Raw genomic sequence first — 19,095 nt, 5'->3', positions numbered from 1 at the left:
TGGGAACGTGGCACAGCAGGTGACCGAGCCCAGCATGCTCGAGCAGGAGGGGGTGCGCCTCGGCATCGGCGGCGGCCTGCTGCTCGCCGCCACCGCGACCTGCGTCGCCACGGGCATCACCGGCGCCGGTGCGACCGCTGCGGTGTTCGCCGTCGCGACGTTGCTCTTCCGCGTCGTCCGGAAGTACGGCGCCCTGCTGCTCGCGGTGACCGGATGGGCGCTGGCCACCGGCTTCGGCGTCAACGAGCTCGGGCAGCTCACCTTCCGTGGGCCCGACCTCGTCCGGCTGCTGGTCATCGTCGCCGGCGCCATCGCGCTCGGCCGCCGCGCTCCGGCGGCACCATGAGCACCCTGCGCGCCGGGCTGTTGAGCAGGCGCCGGCGTGCCTACGGCTACGCCGTGGCGCTCGCCGGTGCGGCGGTGCTCGTGCTCGTCCTGCTGCCGTTCCGCGGCGGGGCGCTCAACCTCGCGAGCGACGTCGCGGCCTATCTCGTCCTCGTGGTGGTCGCTGCTCTCGTCGGGGGCCTCGGGCCGGCGCTCGTCGCGTCGGTGATGTCGGCGGCGGTCCTGAACTTCTTCTTCACCCGGCCCTACCGCACCTTCGCGATCGACGACGCCAACAACGTCGTCGCGCTGACCGCCTTCGTCGTGGTCGGAGTGATGGTCAGCTGGCTGGTCGACCTCTCCGAGCGTCGGGCGGCGGCGGCCTCCGCGGCGGCCGAGATCACGGCCGCCGACCAGCTGCGGACCGCGATCCTCGCCGCCGTCGGCCACGACCTGCGCTCACCCCTCGCCGCCGCCAAGGCCGTGGTGTCGGGGCTCCGCGAGGAGGGCGTCACCCTCGACGAGCACGACCGGAGGGAGCTGCTCGAGGCGGCCGACGAGGCCCTCGACCGGCTCACCGGGCTGGTGGACAACCTGCTCGACCTGAGCCGCCTGCAAGCCGGCGCCATGCCCGTCCACCTGCGCCCGACCGCCCTCGAGGACGTGGTGTCGCGCGCCCTTGACTACCTCGGCGTTGCTCCTCAGAGCGTCGTCCTCGCCGTGCCCGGGGAGCTCCCCGAGGTCGTCGCCGACCCGGTCCTCCTGGAGCGCGCGGTCGTGAACCTGGTCGCGAACGCCCAGCGGTTCTCGCCGGACGGCCGGCCCCCCGTCGTGGCCGCGGAGAGCGTGGGTGGCCTGGTCCGGTTGCGCGTGACCGACCACGGGCCGGGGATCCCGGTCGACGACCGGGAGCGGGTCTTCAAGCCGTTCCAGCGCCTCGGTGACACCGGCACCGGCCTCGGACTCGGGCTGGCGCTGTCCCGAGGCCTGGTCGAGGCGATGGGCGGCCGGATCGACCCGACCGACACCGAGGGAGGCGGGCTGACCATGGTGCTGACCCTGCCGGTGGCACGGACAGGAGACACGTCGTGAGCCGGGTCCTGGTCGTCGACGACGAGCCGCAGATCCTCCGGGCCCTGCGGATCAACCTGCGGGCCCGTGGCTACGACGTGGTCGTCGCCGCGGACGGCACCGAGGCGCTCGACGCCGCCGCTGCCGTGCCGCCCGACGCCGTCGTGCTCGACCTCGGCCTGCCCGACATGGACGGCGTCGACGTCATCGCCGGGCTCCGGAGCCGCAGCAGCGTGCCGATCCTGGTGCTGTCCGGGCGCAGCGACAGCGCCGACAAGGTCGAGGCCCTGGACGCCGGCGCAGACGACTACGTCACGAAGCCGTTCGGGATGGACGAGCTGCTCGCGCGACTGCGCGCCATCCTGCGGCGCAACGCGCCGGTGGAGGACGAGCCGGTCGTGGAGTTCGGCGACGTACGCGTCGACCTGGCGGCCACCCGCGTCACTGCCGGGGGAGTCGACGTACGCCTGACGCCCACGGAGTGGCACCTGCTCGAGGTCCTGGTCCGCAACCCCGGGCGCCTGATGAGCCAGCGCCGGCTGCTGCTGGAGGTGTGGGGCCCGGGCTACGAGACGGCCCAGGGCAACCTGCGGCTCTACATGGCCCAGCTCCGCAGGAAGCTCGAGAAGGAGCCCGCTCGACCCGTGCACTTCCGCAACGAGCCCGGCATGGGCTACCGGTTCGAGCCGTGACGAGGTTTACAGATACTCGGGTCTTGTCAAGAAGGTTTACAAATAATACCGTCGTGTACAACGCGAGAACGCGACGGAAGGTGAACCTGGCATGGACACGATCCCGAACAGCACGGTCCCGGAGGGGACGACCGAGACCTGGAAGGACAAGAAGCGCTTCCTCTGGATACTCGGGCTCGTCGTGCCGAGCCTGGCGTTTCTCGCGTTCGCCGGCTACACGCTGCTCGGCTGGAGCGCCGCGCTGTGGGTCGGCCCGATCCTCGTCTTCGTGATCATCCCGGCCCTCGACGTCGCTCTCGGGCTCGACGACTCCAACCCGCCCGAGGACCTGATCGAGGCGTTGGAGAACGACAGGTACTACCGGTGGATCACCTACCTCTACCTGCCGATCCAGTACGTCGGGCTGTTCGCGGCGATGGCGATGATCGCCGGGGTCAACCCGCTCACCTGGTTCACCGACCTGGTCGGCGCGACGTCGTGGGTGGCCGACACCCTGAGCCCCCGGCTGGTGGCCGACCTCAGCCTGTCCGTGGTCGACAAGATCGGGCTCGCGCTGTCGGTCGGCTGCATCGCCGGCATCGGCATCAACACGGCGCACGAGCTCGGCCACAAGCGCGAGGCCAACGAGCGCTGGCTCTCCAAGATCGCTCTGGCGCAGAGCTTCTACGGTCACTTCTACATCGAGCACAACCGTGGCCACCACGTGCGCGTCGCGACCCCGGAGGACCCGGCGTCGAGCCGGCTGGGCGAGAACTTCTACCAGTTCTGGCCGCGCACGGTCTCCGGCTCGCTGAAGAGCGCCTGGCGGCTGGAGAAGAAGCGGTACGAGCGCAAGGACACCCATCCCTTCCACCTCGGCAACGACGTGCTCAACGCGTGGCTGATGTCGGTGATCCTGTTCGGCGCGCTGCTCGCCGTCTTCGGGTGGGGGATCGCGCCGTACCTCGTGCTGCAGGCCGTGGTGGGCTTCTCGCTGCTGGAGATCGTCAACTACCTCGAGCACTACGGGATGCTCCGGCAGAAGGTCGGCCCGGAGGGCCGGCAGCGCTACGAGCGGGTCAACCCGTCGCACTCCTGGAACAGCAACAACATCGTCACGAACGTCTTCCTTTACCACCTGCAGCGGCACAGCGACCACCACGCGAACCCGACCCGCCGCTACCAGTCGCTCCGCGCGTTCGAGGAGTCGCCGACGCTGCCGATGGGCTACGCCGGCTGCATCGTGATGGCCGCGGTGCCGCCGCTGTGGCGCGCGGTGATGGACAAGAAGGTGGTGGCGCACCTGGGGGGCGACATCACCCTGGCCAACATCAGCGAGCGGAAGCGGGCGAAGTACTACGCGCGGTACGGCGCCGACGGGGCAGCGCACGAGCACGCCCTCCCCGACGACGTGACCGCGAACGACTTCGCCACCGAGGTCCTCGCGGCGAGGTGCCCGGGCTGCTCCTACGTCTACGAGGTCGCGGCCGGCGACGAGCACGAGGGCTTCGCGGCCGGGACGGCGTGGAACGACATCCCGGACGACTGGACCTGCCCGGACTGCGGCGTTCGCGACAAGGTGGACTTCGTGCCGGTGGACCCGGAGACCCTCCGGGTCCGCGCTAGCTGACCGGGGCGGACGGCGACCCGGTCGAGCCGGAGGACTCGGCCGACCGGATCGCCCCGAGGACGGTGGCGGCCAGCCGGACCATGCCGACGCCGGTCGGGTGGAACGGGTGCTTGTCGTCGAGACCCTGGATGTCACCACCGACCTCGGGATCCACCTTCTGGCACAGCGGGACCAGCTGCGGCTTCGCATAGGTGAAGCCGTAGGCGCCCGCACCCGTCGAGAGGACGTGGTTGAGCTCGTCGTTGCGCTGCTCGAGGAGCGCGAGGCCCTGCTGGTCCAGGCCCGGGTGGCCGGCTGCCTTGGTGTCCGAGCAGTCCGCGTCCTTCGCGAACACGTCGTAGGACCCGACCACCACCACCTCGGGCTTCCCGGGCAGGGCCGCCAGGGCGGCCAGCAGGTCACCGTAGTCGCGGTCGAACTTCGCGATCCGGTAGTCGAACTGGTCGCTGGTGAACCTGTCGTCGCACTGGTCGACGCCGTAGCAGTAGCGCAGGAAGTCCGACCAGGCGAGGTCGTTGGGACCGATCATCACGACGACGTACTCCAGGCCGCGCGTCCGCAGCAGCCGGGAGACCTGCGGTGGGACGACCTCGCCCCCGGTGTACTGCCCGCCCAGCAGGCCGTGCGGGATCGTGGCGGAGGGGCAGGCGAGGTTCAGCACGGGCTGGCCGGGGGAGAGACGACCCAGCTGCGCGGCGAGGGAGTCGGAGGACCGCGCGCAGGCCTTGTCGTCCTTGGTGGGATCCGAGACCAGCGGACCGCCGAGGCGGGACGCACGGCTGTCACCGATCACCGCACCGGCGTAGCCGCTCACCGGCGGACCCTCGGGCCGCAGGTGCACCGGGTCGGCCCCGACCAGGTCCCGCACGGAGCTCACGCCGTCGATGCCGGCGCGGGTGTCGTGCCAAGCGAGTGCGCCGCAGGCGAGCCAGGCCACGAGAGTGCCGGCCACCACGACCGCCGCGCTGCGCCACAGGCGCCGCGCCCGGCCGTGCCACACCTCGCCGACGGTCAGGGGCTCGTCCCGGCGTCCCGCACGGGCCATCACGATCCCGATCCGTGCCGTCGTCGCGAGCAGGATGATCGCGACGGTGACGAGCAGGAGCAGCCCCGTCGCCTCGAGGTACCAGGTCCGGAAGGCCCCGGTCACCGCGCCGAGCGCCCGCTTCTGAGCGGCCGGGCCGCTCTTCGGGTCGAGCAGCTCGTCGGCCTCACGGGTGCGGACCAGCGGACCGACCTCGAGCCGCGGGCGGAGCGGTCCGTGCACCTGGATCCGGTCGAGGTCGACGGTGGTCTCGCCCAGCTGCTGCAGCTCCGCGGGCCCCTTGAGACCGTCGATGCCGGCGCTCGCGCCGACCCCGAGGTACTGCCCGGCGACGGTGGTCTCGCGCGCCGGCGTCAGCTCGATCGCGACCGGGATCGCGATGACGACGCAGGCGAGCAGCGTCAGGACCGTGGCGAGCAGAGAGATCCAGCCCCGGCGCCCCACGCCTCCAGGTTAGCGAGCGGCCGCACGCCCGGCCGCGCGGCCGGAGAAGATGCAGCCGCCGAGGAAGGTCCCCTCGAGCGCGTTGTAGCCGTGCACGCCGCCTCCGCCGAAGCCCGCGACCTCGCCGGCGGCGTACAGCCCGGGTACCGGCTCCCCGCCCGCAGCGAGCACCTGGCTGTCGAGGTTCGTCTCCAGCCCGCCGAGGGTCTTTCGCGACAGGATGTTGAGCCGTACGGCGATCAGCGGCCCGTGGGCCGGGTCCAGGATGCGGTGCGGCTTGGCCACGCGGATCAGGCGGTCGGTGCGCGAGCGGCGGGCGTTGGCGATCGTCATCAGCTGGACGTCCTTGCTGAAGGCGTTCGCCAGCTCGCGGTCGCGGGCGAGGACCTGGCGCTCGATGTCGGCGGGGTCGAGCTGCGGGCCTCGGGCGATCTTGTTCATGCCGGCGACGAGCTCCGGGAGCGTGCGGGCGGTGACGAAGTCCTCGCCGTGGTCGATGAACGCCTGCACCGGACCGGGCGCGCCCTTCGCGAGCCGGGACTTCGCGAGAACCTTGACGTCCTTCTCGGTGATGTCGGGGTTCTGCTCGGACCCCGACAGCGCGAACTCCTTCTCGATGATGCTCTGGGTGAGGACGAACCAGGAGTAGTCGTGCCCGGTGGCAAGGATCTGCTTCATCGACCCGATCGAGTCCGCTCCGGGAACGCCGGACATGCCGGTGAGGCGCCTGCCGTTCGCGTCGAACCACATCGACGACGGGCCCGGCAGGATCCGGATCGCGTGGTCGGGCCAGATCGGGTCCCAGTTGTGGATGCCCTCGACGTAGGCCCACATCCGGTCCCGGTTGACGACCCGGCCGCCCGCCGCCTCGGTGATCGCGAGCATCCGGCCGTCGACGTGGTGCGGCACGCCGCTGATCATGTGCTCGGGAGCCGCGCCGACCCGCTCGGTCGGCCAGTTGCGCCGCATCAGCTCGTGGTTGTGCCCGATCCCGCCGGAGGTGACGATCACCGCAGCGGCCCGGTGCTCGAACGCCTCGACCTCCTCGCGGTTGGACCGCGCCCCGCGGGCGGCGTCGTCCGGCGCCAGCACGGTCCCGCGTACGCCGACCACGGCGCCGCCGTCGAGCACGAGCTCGTCGACGCGGTGCCGCAGTGCGAACCTCGCCAGGCCGCGCTCCTCGCCCCGCAGGACCGGCTCGAGGAACACCCGCACGACCTCCGGGCCGGTGCCCCAGGTCAGGTGGAAGCGGGGGACGGAGTTGCCGTGGCCGTCCGCGCGGCCGTCGCCCCGCTCGGCCCAACCCACGAACGGCAGGGAGCGCAGGCCGAGGTCGCGCAGGTACTGACGCTTCTCGGTGGCCGCGAAGTCGACGTACGCCTCGGCCCAGCGGCGGGGCCACACGTCCTCGTCGTCGAGCCGGTCGAACTGCGCGGAGCCGAGCCAGTCCTGGAGGGCGAGCTCGCGGGAGTCCTTGATGCCCATTCGCCGCTGCTCGGGGCTGTCGACGAAGAACAGGCCGCCGAGCGACCAGAACGCCTGCCCGCCGAGGTTGGCCCGGTTCTCCTGGTCGAGGACGAGCACCCGCTTCCCGGCGAGGACGAGCTCGTGGGTGGCGACGAGGCCGGCGAGGCCGGCCCCGACGACGATCGCGTCGGGTTCGAAGTCGGGCACGGCCGCCGAGCCTACCGGCCGGCCGCGGTGCCGCCGGACGTCGTGTCAGTCGAGACGGACGCGCTCGCCCAGGCGCGGCGCGACGGCGCAGACCCCGAGCTCCTGCTCGAGGCGTCGGGCGAGCGCGGCGGACGCCGCGGCCTCGCCGTGCACGACGTAGACGATCCGGGGGAGGGCTGGTGCTGAGGCCAGCCAGGCGACCAGCTCGTCGGCGTCGGCGTGGACCGAGAAGTCCGGTACGTCGACGACCTCGGCGCGCACGGGAACGTAGCAGCCGTGCATCTTCAGGGCGCGCGCCCCGTCGAGAAGCTGGCGCCCGCGGGTTCCCGCGGCCTGGTAGCCGGTCAGCACCACGCAGTTCCGCGGATCCGGGAGCTGGTGGCTGAGGTGGTGGACCACCCGGCCGCCGGTGGCCATTCCGGACGCGGACACGATGATGCACGGCTGGTGGGGCGTGTTGAGCTGCTCGGAGCCCGCTGCGTCCCGCACGTGGTGCAGGTCGAGCCGCTCGAGGGCGTCCAGCGCTCCGGCGCGGTCCGGCCTGAGCTGCGGGGAACCCGCATGGGCCGCCCTGCGGTAGACGTCCAGCGCGGCCAGCGCCATCGGGCTGTCGACATAGATCGGGAGCCGCGGGATCAGGCCCTCCTCGGTCAGCCGGTAGAGCTCGAGGAGTACCAGCTCGGTGCGATCGACGGCGAACGCCGGGATCAGCACGGAGCCGCCCCGCTCGACGGTACGGCGAACGGCGCGCCCGAGCAGGTCCGGCGCCGGGTCCGGGTGCCGCCGGTCGCCGTACGTCGACTCGACGACGACGGCGTCGGCCGCGGGCGGGGGAGCCGGGGCAAGGAGGAGCGGGTGGCCCCCGCGGCCCAGGTCGCCGCTGAAGACGACCCGGTGCCCGCCGGCGTCGACGGTCAGCACCGCGGAGCCGAGGATGTGGCCGGCCGGCGCCATGGAGATGTCGATCGCGCCGACGGCCTCCCGCTGCCCGAAGGCGCGCGGCGCCAGGAGCGGCAGCGTCCGCTCGACGTCTGCCGTGTCATAGAGCGGCAGCGCCGGTGCGTGCCGGGTCCAGCCGCCCTCGTTGGCCTGCCGCGCGTCCTCCTCCTGCAGGTGCGCGCTGTCCCGGAGCACGATCTCGGCGAGCGAGGCGGTCTCCGGGGTGCAGTAGACCGGTCCGGAGAACCCGTCCCGGACCAGGCGCGGCAGGTAGCCGGTGTGGTCGAGGTGCGCGTGCGTGAGCGCGACGGCGTCGATCTCCCGGGCAGGGACCGGGAACGGCTCCCAGTTCCGGCGGCGGAGCTCGCGGAGCCCCTGATAGAGGCCGGCTTCCGCCAGGAGCCTGGTGCCGCCGCTCTCGACGAGGAAGCGGCTGCCGGTGACGGTGCCGGTCGCGCCGAGGAAGGTCAGGGTCGACGTGGTGGACCTGCGGTCGACGACGGTCGGGCCGCGCAGCTGCGTGTCGGTCATGGCCGGCCCGTCACGCGGCCGGGGGACCGGCGTCGAGGTCGGTCGCCCGCGCGGCAAGCAGGTGGGCGCGCGCGATCTGCTCCGGGACGCGGCTCACCTCCACCGACCCGGGCGTCATCGTGGTGTCCGTGGTCACTGCCGTCATGGGCCCTCCTCCGAGTCGGCGTGGGTCGCGTCCAGCGCGACATCGCAAGAATCGCGCGCCGGAGGCGGGGCGGCGAGGGGCCAAGGTCCCTCCTGGTCTGGTCACAACGGGTGGTCAGGTTTGCTGCAGGTTGCCCGACCTAGCATCCGGGGCATGGCCAACCGCAGCTTCGCCGCGCCCAAGGTCCCCGAGGTCTTCGCGCTCTTCTGGATCGTCAAGCTGCTCACGACCGGCATCGGGGAGACCGGTGCCGACTTCATGGGTACGGCGAACCTGGTCCTTGCCGGCGTCGTCGGTGTCGGCGGCTTCTTCGCCGTGCTGTGGTGGCAGCTGCGGTCGACGGCCTACCACCCGGTGCGCTACTGGCTGACCGTGCTGATGGTCGCCGTCTTCGGCACGATGGTCGCCGACGGTCCGCACGTCGCGCTCGGGACGCCCTACTACGTCGACTCGGCGGTCTACCTGGTGCTGCTGTGCGGGCTGCTGGCCTGGTGGCGGGCCGCCGAGGGCACGTTGTCGGTGCACTCCATCACGACCGCACGCCGGGAGCGGTTCTACTGGGGGACCGTGCTGCTCACCTTCGGCCTCGGTACGGCGCTGGGCGACACCACGGCCGAGAACCTGCGCCTCGGGTTCCTCTGGTCGATCGTGATCTTCGCCGTGGCGATCGTGGTTCCGTTGGTGCTGTGGCGGATGGGCGCCGGGGTGGTCGCGTGCTTCTGGGGGGCGTACGCACTGACCCGGCCGCTCGGCGCGAGCGTCGCGGACTGGCTGGCGCACGCACCGGACAAGGGCGGCCTCGGCTACGGCACCGGACTCGTCACCGCCGTCGGGCTGGTGGGCTTCGCCGCGGCGGTCGGCTACCTGTGGTGGACCCACGCGGACGAGGAGGGCCACCACGCCGTGGCCCGGGCCGGTGCGCACCGGCCGTCGGAGGAGGACCCGCGGGACCTGGAGCTGCAGACGGACTGAGGGGGTACGTCGAAGAGCGGCCCCGCCGAGCGTGTCGGCGGGGCCGCCCTTGGAGACGGTGTCAGCTGGTCACCGGAGGACCGGGAACCGGCGGACGATCCGGGTCTTGGCCCAGGTCTTGCCCATGCCCCAGGTGTCGCCGGCCAGCGTGAGGGCGAAGACCGTCAGCGCGACCAGTCCGACGATGTGGTCGTCGAGCACCGGGTTGTTCTCGAGCGGGAACGAGACGGCCCACATCATGATGTAGAGCGCCCCACCCGTGATCGCGGCGACCCGGATGCCGGCGCCCGTGACGAGCGCGATCCCGATGCCGAGCAGGCCGAGCATGAACAGCGCGTCCGCCCAGGTGGCGCCCGCGATGTTGTTGGCGATCCCGTGGAACCAGTTGTCCGGGTTGACGCCGAACTTCAGGAAGCCCTCGGTCGGGCTGCCGCCGTGGATCCACGCCGCGTCGCCGAACCGGTCGACTGCGCCGGTCTGGTCGTTGACGCCGGTGTGGTAGCCGAGGGCCAGCAGCTTGTCGACGAAGGCCCACAGGAACGTGAGGCCGAAGATGATGCGCAGGGCGGCGAGGCCGCGCCGTGCGGACTGGTGGGTGACGATGTCGCTCTCGACCATCACGTCGAGATGGGCGGGGCGCTGGATGGTGCTCATGATGGACTCCTTCTGGGGCCGGGTGCCCCGCTCTTCGTGTTGCTGGTTGTTTCGTGTTCTTTGGTTGAAGCCTCGCCGGATCCGCGAGCGCCGGTCAGGGCCGCGGTACCGAAAGCGAGGGGTCGTTGGTCCCGACGACGACGGGCCGTTCGCTGGACCTCGCCGGCACGACGGCGACGTAGGTGTGCGCGTGCTCCACGACCTCGGTGACGGACGGACCGGCCGTGGGCCGTGCGGCTCCCTCCGTCGCACGACCCACGACGACCATGTGCCACCGGGCCGAGGACCGCGAGCTGCTCTCGGCGGTGAAGTCGGTTTCCGTCTGGCGGCTCACGAAGACCTCCGGGAACAGCTCGCGGAAGCCGGCGAGCGACTCGGCGAGCACCAGCTCTGCCGGCGAGTCGTCGCCGCCGGCTGCGTTCACGACGGTGAGCGGCAGGTCGCGCAGGGAGGCCTGGCGGAAGGCGAACTCGATGGCGGGCGCGGAGTCCCGGGTGCCGTCGACGCAGACCAGGATGCCGTGGCGCACCCTGCCGACCGGACCCGGTCGGCACACGACCACGGGGCAGGAAGCACGGCTGCTGATCTTGGCGCTGACCGATCCCAGCACGGCGCTGCTGATCCGGCCCCGGCCACGGGACCCGAGGACCAGGAGGTGCGCGCCGGCCGAGATCTCCGGCAGCAGCCGGCGGGGGGTCCCCTCGATGGCCGCGCCCTGCACCTCGACGCCCGGGCGCCAGCGGCGGGCCAGCTCGACGGCGGCATGGTTCGCCGCACCGTCCGCGTCGGGCACCACGGTCACCACCGCGAGCGGACGCCTCTCGAGGTGTGCTTCCTCGACGGCCCACAGGACGGCTCGGTCTGACTCCGGCGAGCCGTCGGCCGCCACGACGACGCTGCCTGGCTGGATCGTGTTCATGCGTCGAGCCTGCGCGCGGTCGCGGTGCGGGGCACGGGTCGCCGTCCTCCCGTTGGGGGGACCTTGGCCCCTGCTCCAGCACGGGCCGCGGCTGGTCGACTGGACGGGTCGGACTCCGGACGGGAGGGATCGCCATGCGCGCGGGTCATCACGTGGGTGTCGCGATCGAGCGGGTCGAGCCGGGGGCGCTCGCTCTCGCGGCCGTGGAGACGCCCCTGGCCGACCTGGAGGACCTGGCGGACCTGGGGAGGCGGTTCCCGGTTCCCAGGCGGACCGGGTGGAGCTCGGCTTCGAGAGGTACTACCTGTGGAAGATGCAGCACGGGTGGGCCCGGCTGCCGTGACGCCTCCGCCTGGCCCGGGTCCGAGTGTCAGCCGGTGGCCCGGTCGGCGGGATCCTGAGCCGTGGGAACGGCGTCGAGGTCCACGACACGGTCGACCAGGTCGCGCCCGACGTCCCCGTGGGTGATCCACAGGACCGACCGGGCGCGAGGACCGGTCAGGACCTCGTCCGCCAGCTCGCAGGCGGTCGCGTGGTCGAGGTGGGCAGCCGGCTCGTCGAGGACGAGCACCGGCTGGTCCGCGAGCAGCGAGCGCGCGATGCCGATCCGGGCGCGCTCGCCGCCCGAGATCGCTGCGTGCCCGTCCCCGAGCCAGGTGTGCAGGCCGTCGGGGAGCGTGTCCAGCCAGTCGCCCAGGCGGGCCCGGCGCAGTGCGTCCTCGACCTCCTCGTCGGTCGCCGTCGGCCGAGCGAGCCGGACGTTCTCGACGAGGGTGGTGCCGAAGACGTGCGGGTGGTCGTCCACCAGGCCGACGGTCCGGCGTACGTCGTCCAGCCAGATCGCGGTCAGCGGCGCACCGCCGAGGGAGATCCGCCCCTCGACCGGGTCGAGGAAGCGCAGCAGTAGCGCCGCGAGGGTGCTTTTGCCCGAGCCCGAGGGACCGACGAGGGCGATGCGCTCACCCGGTGCGAGGTCGAGCGTGACCGCCTGCGTGGTCGCGCCACGCAGGTGCCAGCGGCCGCGGGCGGCGGCGACGGAGACGTGGTGGCCGACGGGCCGGGCCGTGGCGACAGTGTCGCGCACCGCCGGTGCGGTGTGCTCGATCGCGCGCAGCCGAGCGCCTGCGGCCTGGGTGCGGACGGCCAGCGCTCCGGCGTCCGCGAGCGGCACGGCCACGTCGGCGAGAGCCAGCGGGAGGAGAACGAGCAGCGCGGCGACGGGGGCGGACACGGTGCCGGACGCGACGCCGTCGCGGCCGAGCACGGCGAGCAGCGCCATGGCGCCGGCGGAGGCGGCGAGCACCAGCGCCCGGGCGGCCGCCCGGCGGCGCATCGCTGCGGTGCTCGCCGCCCCGATCTGGGCGCTGATCGCCGAGACTCGATCAGCGGTGCGCCGGGTCGCCTGCCACATCCGCAGCTCGTCGGCGACCTGGACCGCATCCAGCACCGCCGCGGAGAGCCGCGGGCGCAGCGTCACCAGCGTGCGCTCCGCCCGAGCCGCGCCGATCCGGGCGACGACGTACGCCCCGGGGCCGGCGACCAGGGTGAACCCGAGCACGACGGCTCCGGCGGCTGGCAGCAGCGCACCTGCGACGGTCGCCGCGATGATCGCCACGAGGGCGAACTGGCGTACCGGCATCCGGACCCGGAGCTCCCGGTCGAGCACGCTGTCGACGTCGTCGACGACCGCGCTCAGCAGGTCGCCCCGCCGTCGACCCAGCCGCGCCGGGACGAGCGGGATCACGGCGTCGTACACCTCGACCCGGCGCCGGGCGAGGAGCCGGAGTGCCGCGTCGTGGCCGAGCAGGCGCTCGGCGTAGCGCAGCACCGGCCGCGCCAGTCCGAACGCCCGGACGCCGACGATCGCGACGAGCAGGGTGAGCACGGCGGGCCGCGTGGAGGCCTGGACGATGAGCCAGCCCGCGGTCGCGGTGAGCGCGACGCCGGAGGCGGAGGCGAGGGCGCCGAGCACGGTGCTGGCCAGCAGCGCGCGGCGACCGGCGGGAAGATGCGCCGGACCCGGATCGGAAACGTCGACCGGGTCCGGCGCGACCGCCGCCGAGGGGGGTGCGGCAGCGGTGGCTGAGGGGTACTCGCGCGGTGCGGGGCGCGTGAGGGCGAGGACGCGGTCGGCCACCTCGACGACCGCGGGGCGGTGCGCGACAACGACCACGGCCGAACGGCGTCCGAGCTCGACGATGGTGTCGACGATCACCCGTTCGGTCAGCTCGTCGAGGTGGGCGGTCGGCTCGTCGAGCAGGACCCAGGGCCGGTCCGCGAGCACGATGCGAGCGAGCGCGAGTCGCGCCCGCTCTCCGGCCGAGAGGGTGGTGCCGTCCTCGCCGAGCGGAGTGTCCAGGCCGTCGGGCAGCTCCTGGACGCGCACCTCCAGCGCGACCTGGCGCAGCGCCTCCCAGAGCTCCGCGGTGCTCGCAGCGGGCCGCGCGAGGCGGAGGTTGTCGGCGATCGTGCCGGCCACGAACCGGGGCTGCTGGGGCAGCAGGGCGACCTGTGCCCGCCGGGCGGTGCCGCCGATCGGCGCGCCGTCGGCGACGAGCGCGTCGCCGGCCGGCAGCAGACCCGCGAGCGCGGCGATCAGGGTGGACTTCCCGCACCCGGAGGGGCCGGTGACGGCGGTGACGCCGGTCGCCGGGATCGTTGCGTCGGCCAGCGCCAGAGCCGCGACCCGGCGGCCGGGGTAGGTCAGGGTGAGGTCCCGCATGGCGATGCTCGCCCCGGCGGGTGCGGCCGCGTCGACGGCGCCGCCCTCGGCCGTCAGCAGGGCGTGCGCCGCCTCGAAGGTCGCGGCGCCTTCGGCGGCGGCATGGAACTCGGCGCCCATCCGGCGCAGCGGCCAGTAGGCCTCGGGCGCGAGGAGCAGCACGACCAGGGCCGTGTGCAGCCCGACCGAGCCGGAGGCCAGGCGTACGCCGACCGTCACCGCGACGAGCGCGACGGAGAGGGTCGCCACGAGCTCCAGGACGGCGGAGGAGGCGAACGCGATCCGCAGCGTGCGCAGGGTGGCGACGCGGTACCGATCGGTGATCCGGGCGATGCGGTCGGACTGCGCACGCGCGCGGCGGTGGGCGACCAGCGTCGGCAGGCCGCGCACGACGTCGACGAAGTGGCCGGACAGCGAGGACAGCGCGCGCCACTGCTCCTCCGCGCGGTCCCGCGTCGCCAGGCCCACCAGGGCCCCGAAGACCGGGATGAGGGGGAGCGTCGCGACCACGACGACCGCGCTGAGCAGATCCTGCGTGGCGAGGGCGACGACCGTCAGCGGCGGCAGTACGGCCGCCATGACGACGGCCGGCAGGTACCGCGTGAGGTAGGGCTCGGTGGCCGCGACGCCGCGGGTCGCCAGCACGGTCCGCTCTCCGGCCGCGGTCTCGTCGGGGCTCTCGAGCGTCGCGACCAGCAACCGGTGCCGCAGGACGGTGCCGACGACCGCAGCGGCCCGTGCGGCGAGCACGTCGCCGGCGCCGCTGACGATGCCCCGGGCGATCAGCACACCGGCCACCGCCGCGGCCCAGGCCGCCAGGTCGCCGCCGCGCACGACGGTCACCAGCAGCCCGGCGACGGCCCAGGCCTGGCCGATGACCAGCAGCCCGGCGACGACGCCGGTGACGCCGACGCCCGCCAGCTCACGCCGGGCGGGCGTGAGCTGGGCGCGGAGCCGGGGGTCGGACGGCCTCACGGTGCAGTGGTTGCGGTCGGAGCCGGTGCCGAAGACGTCGTGGAGGGGATGTGGTCCACCGAGATCCGCTTGCGGAAGACCCAGTAGGTCCAGCCCTGGTAGGCGAGCACCAGCGGTGTGAACACGACCGCGAAGACCGTCATCAGCTTCAGGGTGTACGCCGTCGACGCCGCGTTCGTGGTCGTCAGGTCGACACCGCCGGCCAGCGTCGTCGGCATCACGTCGGGGAACAGGGCGAGGAACAAGCCCGCCACCGCGATGCCGATCCCGGCGAAGGTGCCTGCGAACGCCCGGCCCTCCCGGCCCGCGCGGGCCGAGAAGAGCGCTCCGACCAACGCGAGCGCCGCGAGCACGAAGGCGACCGCGGAGGTCGCAGTACCGGTGTCGGCCTGGGTCCAGGCGAGGAACGCGACCCCGGCAGCGGCGGCCGCGACCAGGAGAGGCACGGCCCGGGCGCGGGCACGGTGCCGGATTGCACCGTCCGTCTTCAGCGACACGAACAGCGCACCGTGGGCGAGAAACAGCAGCAGCGTGGTGACGCCACCGAGGAGGGCATAGGGGTTCAGCAGGTTGAAGAACCCGCCGGCGTACTCCTTGTCGGCGTCGATCGGGACGCCGTGCAGGATGTTGGCGAACGCCACGCCCCACAGCAGGGCCGGTAGGAAGGAGCCGACCACGATCGCTGCGTCCCAGCGCCCCCGCCACTGGTCGTCGTCCCGCTTCGCGCGGTACTCGAACGCGACGCCGCGGACGATCAGGGCGACGAGGATCAGCAGGAGCGGGAGGTAGAAACCGCTGAAGAGGGTGGCGTACCACTCGGGGAACGCCGCGAACGTTGCGCCACCGGCGACGAGCAGCCAGACCTCGTTGCCGTCCCAGACCGGGCCGATCGTGTTGATCATGACGCGCCGCTCGGTGTCGTCCTTGGCCAGGAACGGCAGCAGCATTCCCACGCCGAAGTCGAACCCCTCGAGGGTGAAGTAGCCGATCCAGAGGACGGCGATCAGGGTGAACCAGATGGTCGTGAGCTCCATGGTGTCCTCCGTGGCTCAGTAGGCGAAGGCCAGCGGACGGTCGCCGGGGTCGGCGGTGTCCGTGGGCTCGGGCAGGGGGTCCGCGCCACGGCGGATGTAGGTCAGGATCAGGCGCACCTCGATGAACGCGAGGACGCCGTACACGGCTGTGAGGACGATCAGCGACGTCAGCACCTCCCCGGCGCTCACGCCGGGCGAGACGGCCTGGGCGGTGGTCATCAGGCCGAAGACGGCCCACGGCTGCCGGCCGACCTCGGTGAAGATCCAGCCCATCGAGTTGGCGAAGAGCGGCAGGAGCGGCAGGGCCATCGCCGACCACAGGAGCAGCCGGCCGGTGGGTGTCCGCCCCTTGCGGGTGGCGAGCAGGATCCAGGCCGCGATCCCGGCTCCGAGCAGACCGAGGCCGATCATCCAGCGGAACGTCCAGTAGGTCAGCGGGATCACGGGCGTGTAGTCGCCGGGGGAGTAGTACTTCGCGCCCGGGTCCTGTCCGTAGGTCTCCTGGTACTGCTCGCGGAGCTGGTTGATGCCCTCGACCTTGCCGTCCCAGGTTCCCGTGGCCAGGAACGAGAGCAGGTGGGGGGTCTTGATCGCGAACTTCTCGGTCGATCCGTCGGGCGTGCCGATCGTGAACCACGAGAACTCCGCCGGGGACTCGGTGTCGTAGAGGGCCTCCGCCGAGGCCATCTTCATCGGCTGGACCTCGGTCATGATCTTGCCCTGGAGGTCGCCGGTGATCGCGACGCCGATGCCCGCGGCGAGCAGCACGGCCGCGCCGCTGCGGACCGCCTTGCGGTACATCGAGCGGTCCTCGACGCGAGCCTTGCGGACCATCTGCCAGAACGCCACGCCGACCACGAAGGCCGCTCCGGTCATGTAGGCCGACAGCACCACGTGGGGGAACGTGACCAGCTGGACCTTGTTCAGCAGCACGGCGACGAAGTCGTTCATCTCGGCGCGCCCGGTGTCCGGGTTGTAGCCGTAGCCGACCGGGTGCTGCATCCAGGAGTTCGCGGCGAGGATGAAGTACGCCGAAAACAGCGTGCCGACGTGCACCAGGACGATGCAGGCGGCGTGCAGCTTGGGGGTCAGCCGGTCCCAGCCGAAGATCCAGAGGCCGAGGAACGTGGACTCCAGGAAGAACGCGAGCAGACCCTCGACGGCCAGCGGTGCGCCGAAGATGTCTCCGACGAACCGGGAGTAGTCGCTCCAGTTCATGCCGAACTGGAACTCCTGCACGATGCCGGTCACGACGCCGATGGCGAAGTTGATGAGGAAGAGCTTCCCGAAGAACTTCGTGAGCCGGAGCCACTCGGGGTTCTTGGTGCGCAGCCATGAGATCTCGTAGCCCGCGATGATCGCCGACAACCCGATCGTGATGGGGACGAACAGGAAGTGGTAGACGGTGGTGATGGCGAACTGCCACCGTGCGATGTCGGTCGGGTCCACGGGATCTCCTGGGTCGCGCTGAGGGGACGTGCTGAGGCTAGGAACGGGTGCGGCCCCGCGATCACGGTCCGATTGCCCGGGCGGCGGGGACCTTCGTCCCGGCCGGCACCCGGCTCGGCACCGGGCTAGGGCTTCAGCACCTCGGCCACCGGACGACGAGGGGTGCGCGGCAGCTCGCTGCGCCCGATCGCCTGCCACCCGATCCGGACGAGGAGATGCGGGACGAACGCGTCCTGGACGACGACGTGCTGGAGCTCCGTGCGGCTCGCCTCCACCTCGATCGGCAGGCTCAGGGGGACGACCGACATCCCGGCGCGAGTCGCTCGCAGCCAGAGGGCGCTCAACCCCTCGCCCGTGCGCAGCCAGTCGATCGGCCCGTCGGCCGGGCCGCCGAGGACGATGACGCCGTCCCCGCTCTCGACCACCGTCGGGTTCTCGGGCGACGGCTCGGTGGCGAAGCGCGCCAGGTGCGACGTGGACCCGCGTTCGGGTAGCACCTCGCGCGGGATGCCGTCGTAGCCGCCGCGGCCGACCCACGCGCGTTGCTCCGAGGTCGCCGCGGCGTCGGTGCTGCGCGAGGCCTGCGCGCGCAGGGTCAGCAGCTCGACCCGGAAGCGGGTGCTGAGGTCGAGGATCGGAATTGCCGTGCAGTCCCAGCTCCGTGCCTCCTCGGCGAGGGCCTCGAGCTCTGCCGCGGGGACCGGCCACAGGGTGAACCTGCGCCGGTCGGTGCACCGGGCGCGGAGGACGGTCAGGTCGTCCGACGGGGTCGGTGACCGGAAGCCCGGGCGCAGCTCGATCGACGCGAGCAGGTCGCGTTCGTCGCCGTCGGGCATGAGCTCCACGCGCGCGTCGAGGCCGAGCGCTCGGGCCGCCACCCGCAGGTGGTGGACGGCCGTTCCGCAGCTGAGGACGAGGTTGCGACCGCGCGGATCCTCCACCGGCAGCGCACGGGTACGGTCGGCGTACAGCAGCACGCGATCGCCCTCCAGGCGCCAGCTCCACGGTTGGGTGTTGTGGACGCTCGGTGCGAGGCAGGCGAGCTCCACGAGCCGGCGTCGCACCTCGGTCGTCGTCGATTCCCTAACGATCACTGTCATCTTCCCGTCCTGTCGGTCTCCTCTACGGTGGGACGGACGCGCGCGTCGGGAAAGGGCAGAAGGTCCTCAACCAACGGCCGGAGGGTTGGGCTGCGATCAGCGTGCCTAGGGCCTACCCTGGGTCGGGTGAGCGATTCGACCGCACCTCCGTCGCCGATCCGCGTCTTCCTGCTCGACGACCACGAGGTGGTCCGGCGGGGCATGCGGGAGCTGCTCGAGGCCGAAACCGACTTCGAGGTCGTGGGCGAGTCGGGCTCGGCGGCGGAGGCGACCCGCCGGATCCCGGCGCTGCGCCCGCACGTCGCAATCCTCGACGGCCGGCTGCCCGACGGCTCCGGCATCGACGTCTGCCGCGACGTCCGCTCGGTCGACCCGTCGATCAAGGCGCTGATCCTGACGTCCTACGACGACGACGACGCGCTGTTCGCGGCGATCATGGCCGGCGCTGCCGGCTACGTCCTCAAGCAGGTCCGCAGCAACGACCTCGTCGACATGATCCGCCGCGTCGCCGCCGGGCAGTCGACGCTCGACCCGTCGATCACCGCGCAGGTCCTCGAGCGCGTGCGGTCCGGCCCGCCCAAGGACAAGGCGCTCGAAGGGCTCACCGAGCAGGAGCAGCGGATCCTCGACCTGATCGGCGAGGGCCTGACCAACCGCCAGATCGCCCAGCGCACGCACCTCGCCGAGAAGACGGTCAAGAACTACGTCTCCTCGATGCTGGCCAAGCTCGGGCTCACCAGCCGCACGCAGGCCGCGATCTTCGCGGTCAAGCACACTCATCCGCCCGAGGGCTGAC

General features: G+C 72.5%; 16 protein-coding genes. 6 read left to right on the top strand and 10 right to left on the bottom strand.

From position 1 onward, the window contains the following. Positions 1-7 precede the first annotated feature (7 nt). From ABD709_RS06525 to ABD709_RS06510, 4 genes are all read left to right on the top strand, one after another. Complete coding sequence (locus ABD709_RS06525; protein ID WP_344773515.1) at positions 8-346, top strand: hypothetical protein; 339 nt, start codon at positions 8-10, stop codon at positions 344-346. Further along, on the top strand, positions 343-1,416 hold the full coding sequence (locus tag ABD709_RS06520; RefSeq protein WP_344773513.1) for a sensor histidine kinase: 1,074 nt from the start codon (positions 343-345) through the stop codon (positions 1,414-1,416). Before ABD709_RS06525 ends, ABD709_RS06520 begins: the two co-directional genes overlap by 4 nt. Next, entirely contained in the window at positions 1,413-2,087 is a 675-nt protein-coding gene (locus tag ABD709_RS06515; protein ID WP_344773511.1) for a response regulator, read from the top strand. The genes ABD709_RS06520 and ABD709_RS06515 overlap by 4 nt, the downstream gene beginning before the upstream one ends. A 91-nt stretch (positions 2,088-2,178) precedes the next feature. Then, positions 2,179-3,696: a fatty acid desaturase gene (locus ABD709_RS06510; protein WP_344773509.1), complete on the top strand. Its 1,518-nt coding sequence runs from the start codon at positions 2,179-2,181 to the stop codon at positions 3,694-3,696. On the opposite strand, the gene ABD709_RS06505 is transcribed toward ABD709_RS06510, so the two are convergent. The 4 genes from ABD709_RS06505 to ABD709_RS06490 are packed head-to-tail and all read right to left on the bottom strand — an operon-like array spanning position 3,689 to position 8,474. Continuing rightward, positions 3,689-5,185: a GDSL-type esterase/lipase family protein gene (locus tag ABD709_RS06505; RefSeq protein ID WP_344773507.1), complete on the bottom strand. Its 1,497-nt coding sequence runs from the start codon at positions 5,183-5,185 to the stop codon at positions 3,689-3,691. The two genes, ABD709_RS06510 and ABD709_RS06505, sit on opposite strands and share 8 nt — an antisense overlap. Before the next feature lie 9 nt (positions 5,186-5,194). Then, positions 5,195-6,859 carry an FAD-binding dehydrogenase gene (locus ABD709_RS06500; RefSeq protein WP_344773505.1) on the bottom strand — a complete coding sequence of 555 codons (1,665 nt, stop codon included), beginning with the start codon at positions 6,857-6,859 and terminating at the stop codon, positions 5,195-5,197. A 45-nt stretch (positions 6,860-6,904) separates the two neighbouring features. After that, complete coding sequence (locus ABD709_RS06495; protein WP_344773503.1) at positions 6,905-8,329, bottom strand: MBL fold metallo-hydrolase RNA specificity domain-containing protein; 1,425 nt, start codon at positions 8,327-8,329, stop codon at positions 6,905-6,907. A 10-nt stretch (positions 8,330-8,339) separates the two neighbouring features. Further along, complete coding sequence (locus tag ABD709_RS06490; protein WP_344773501.1) at positions 8,340-8,474, bottom strand: hypothetical protein; 135 nt, start codon at positions 8,472-8,474, stop codon at positions 8,340-8,342. Positions 8,475-8,627: 153 nt separating this feature from the next. On the opposite strand from ABD709_RS06490, the gene ABD709_RS06485 reads away from it, so the two are divergent. Continuing rightward, a complete protein-coding gene (locus ABD709_RS06485; protein WP_344773499.1) occupies positions 8,628-9,446 on the top strand; it encodes a COG4705 family protein in 819 nt (272 codons plus the stop codon). Between the two features lie 69 nt (positions 9,447-9,515). Here ABD709_RS06485 and ABD709_RS06480 read toward each other — a convergent pair whose 3' ends face one another. From ABD709_RS06480 to ABD709_RS06455, 6 genes are all read right to left on the bottom strand, one after another. Next, positions 9,516-10,100: a hypothetical protein gene (locus ABD709_RS06480; protein WP_344773497.1), complete on the bottom strand. Its 585-nt coding sequence runs from the start codon at positions 10,098-10,100 to the stop codon at positions 9,516-9,518. A 94-nt stretch (positions 10,101-10,194) separates the two neighbouring features. Beyond that, on the bottom strand, positions 10,195-11,019 hold the full coding sequence (locus ABD709_RS06475; RefSeq protein WP_344773495.1) for a universal stress protein: 825 nt from the start codon (positions 11,017-11,019) through the stop codon (positions 10,195-10,197). Positions 11,020-11,389: 370 nt separating this feature from the next. Next, positions 11,390-14,716, bottom strand: a complete 3,327-nt coding sequence (cydD, locus tag ABD709_RS06470) for a thiol reductant ABC exporter subunit CydD (protein WP_344773493.1) — start codon at positions 14,714-14,716, stop codon at positions 11,390-11,392. Continuing rightward, positions 14,713-15,750: a cytochrome d ubiquinol oxidase subunit II gene (gene cydB / locus ABD709_RS06465; RefSeq protein ID WP_344773491.1), complete on the bottom strand. Its 1,038-nt coding sequence runs from the start codon at positions 15,748-15,750 to the stop codon at positions 14,713-14,715. The genes cydD and cydB overlap by 4 nt, the downstream gene beginning before the upstream one ends. 15 nt (positions 15,751-15,765) lie before the next feature. Next, positions 15,766-17,199, bottom strand: coding sequence for a cytochrome ubiquinol oxidase subunit I (locus ABD709_RS06460; RefSeq protein ID WP_344773489.1), 1,434 nt, complete (start codon positions 17,197-17,199; stop codon positions 15,766-15,768). A gap of 125 nt (positions 17,200-17,324) precedes the next feature. After that, on the bottom strand, positions 17,325-18,299 hold the full coding sequence (locus ABD709_RS06455; protein ID WP_344773487.1) for an Acg family FMN-binding oxidoreductase: 975 nt from the start codon (positions 18,297-18,299) through the stop codon (positions 17,325-17,327). A 126-nt stretch (positions 18,300-18,425) separates the two neighbouring features. On the opposite strand from ABD709_RS06455, the gene ABD709_RS06450 reads away from it, so the two are divergent. After that, a complete protein-coding gene (locus tag ABD709_RS06450) occupies positions 18,426-19,094 on the top strand; it encodes a response regulator (RefSeq protein WP_344773485.1) in 669 nt (222 codons plus the stop codon). The last annotated feature ends 1 nt before the right edge of the window (position 19,095 follow it).

The organism is Nocardioides panacisoli (genome assembly GCF_039537325.1).
GTDB classification, from domain to species: Bacteria; Actinomycetota; Actinomycetes; order Propionibacteriales; family Nocardioidaceae; genus Nocardioides; species Nocardioides panacisoli.
Note: the sequence above shows the minus strand (reverse complement) of the source record. Positions and strands in the feature narration are given on the sequence as shown.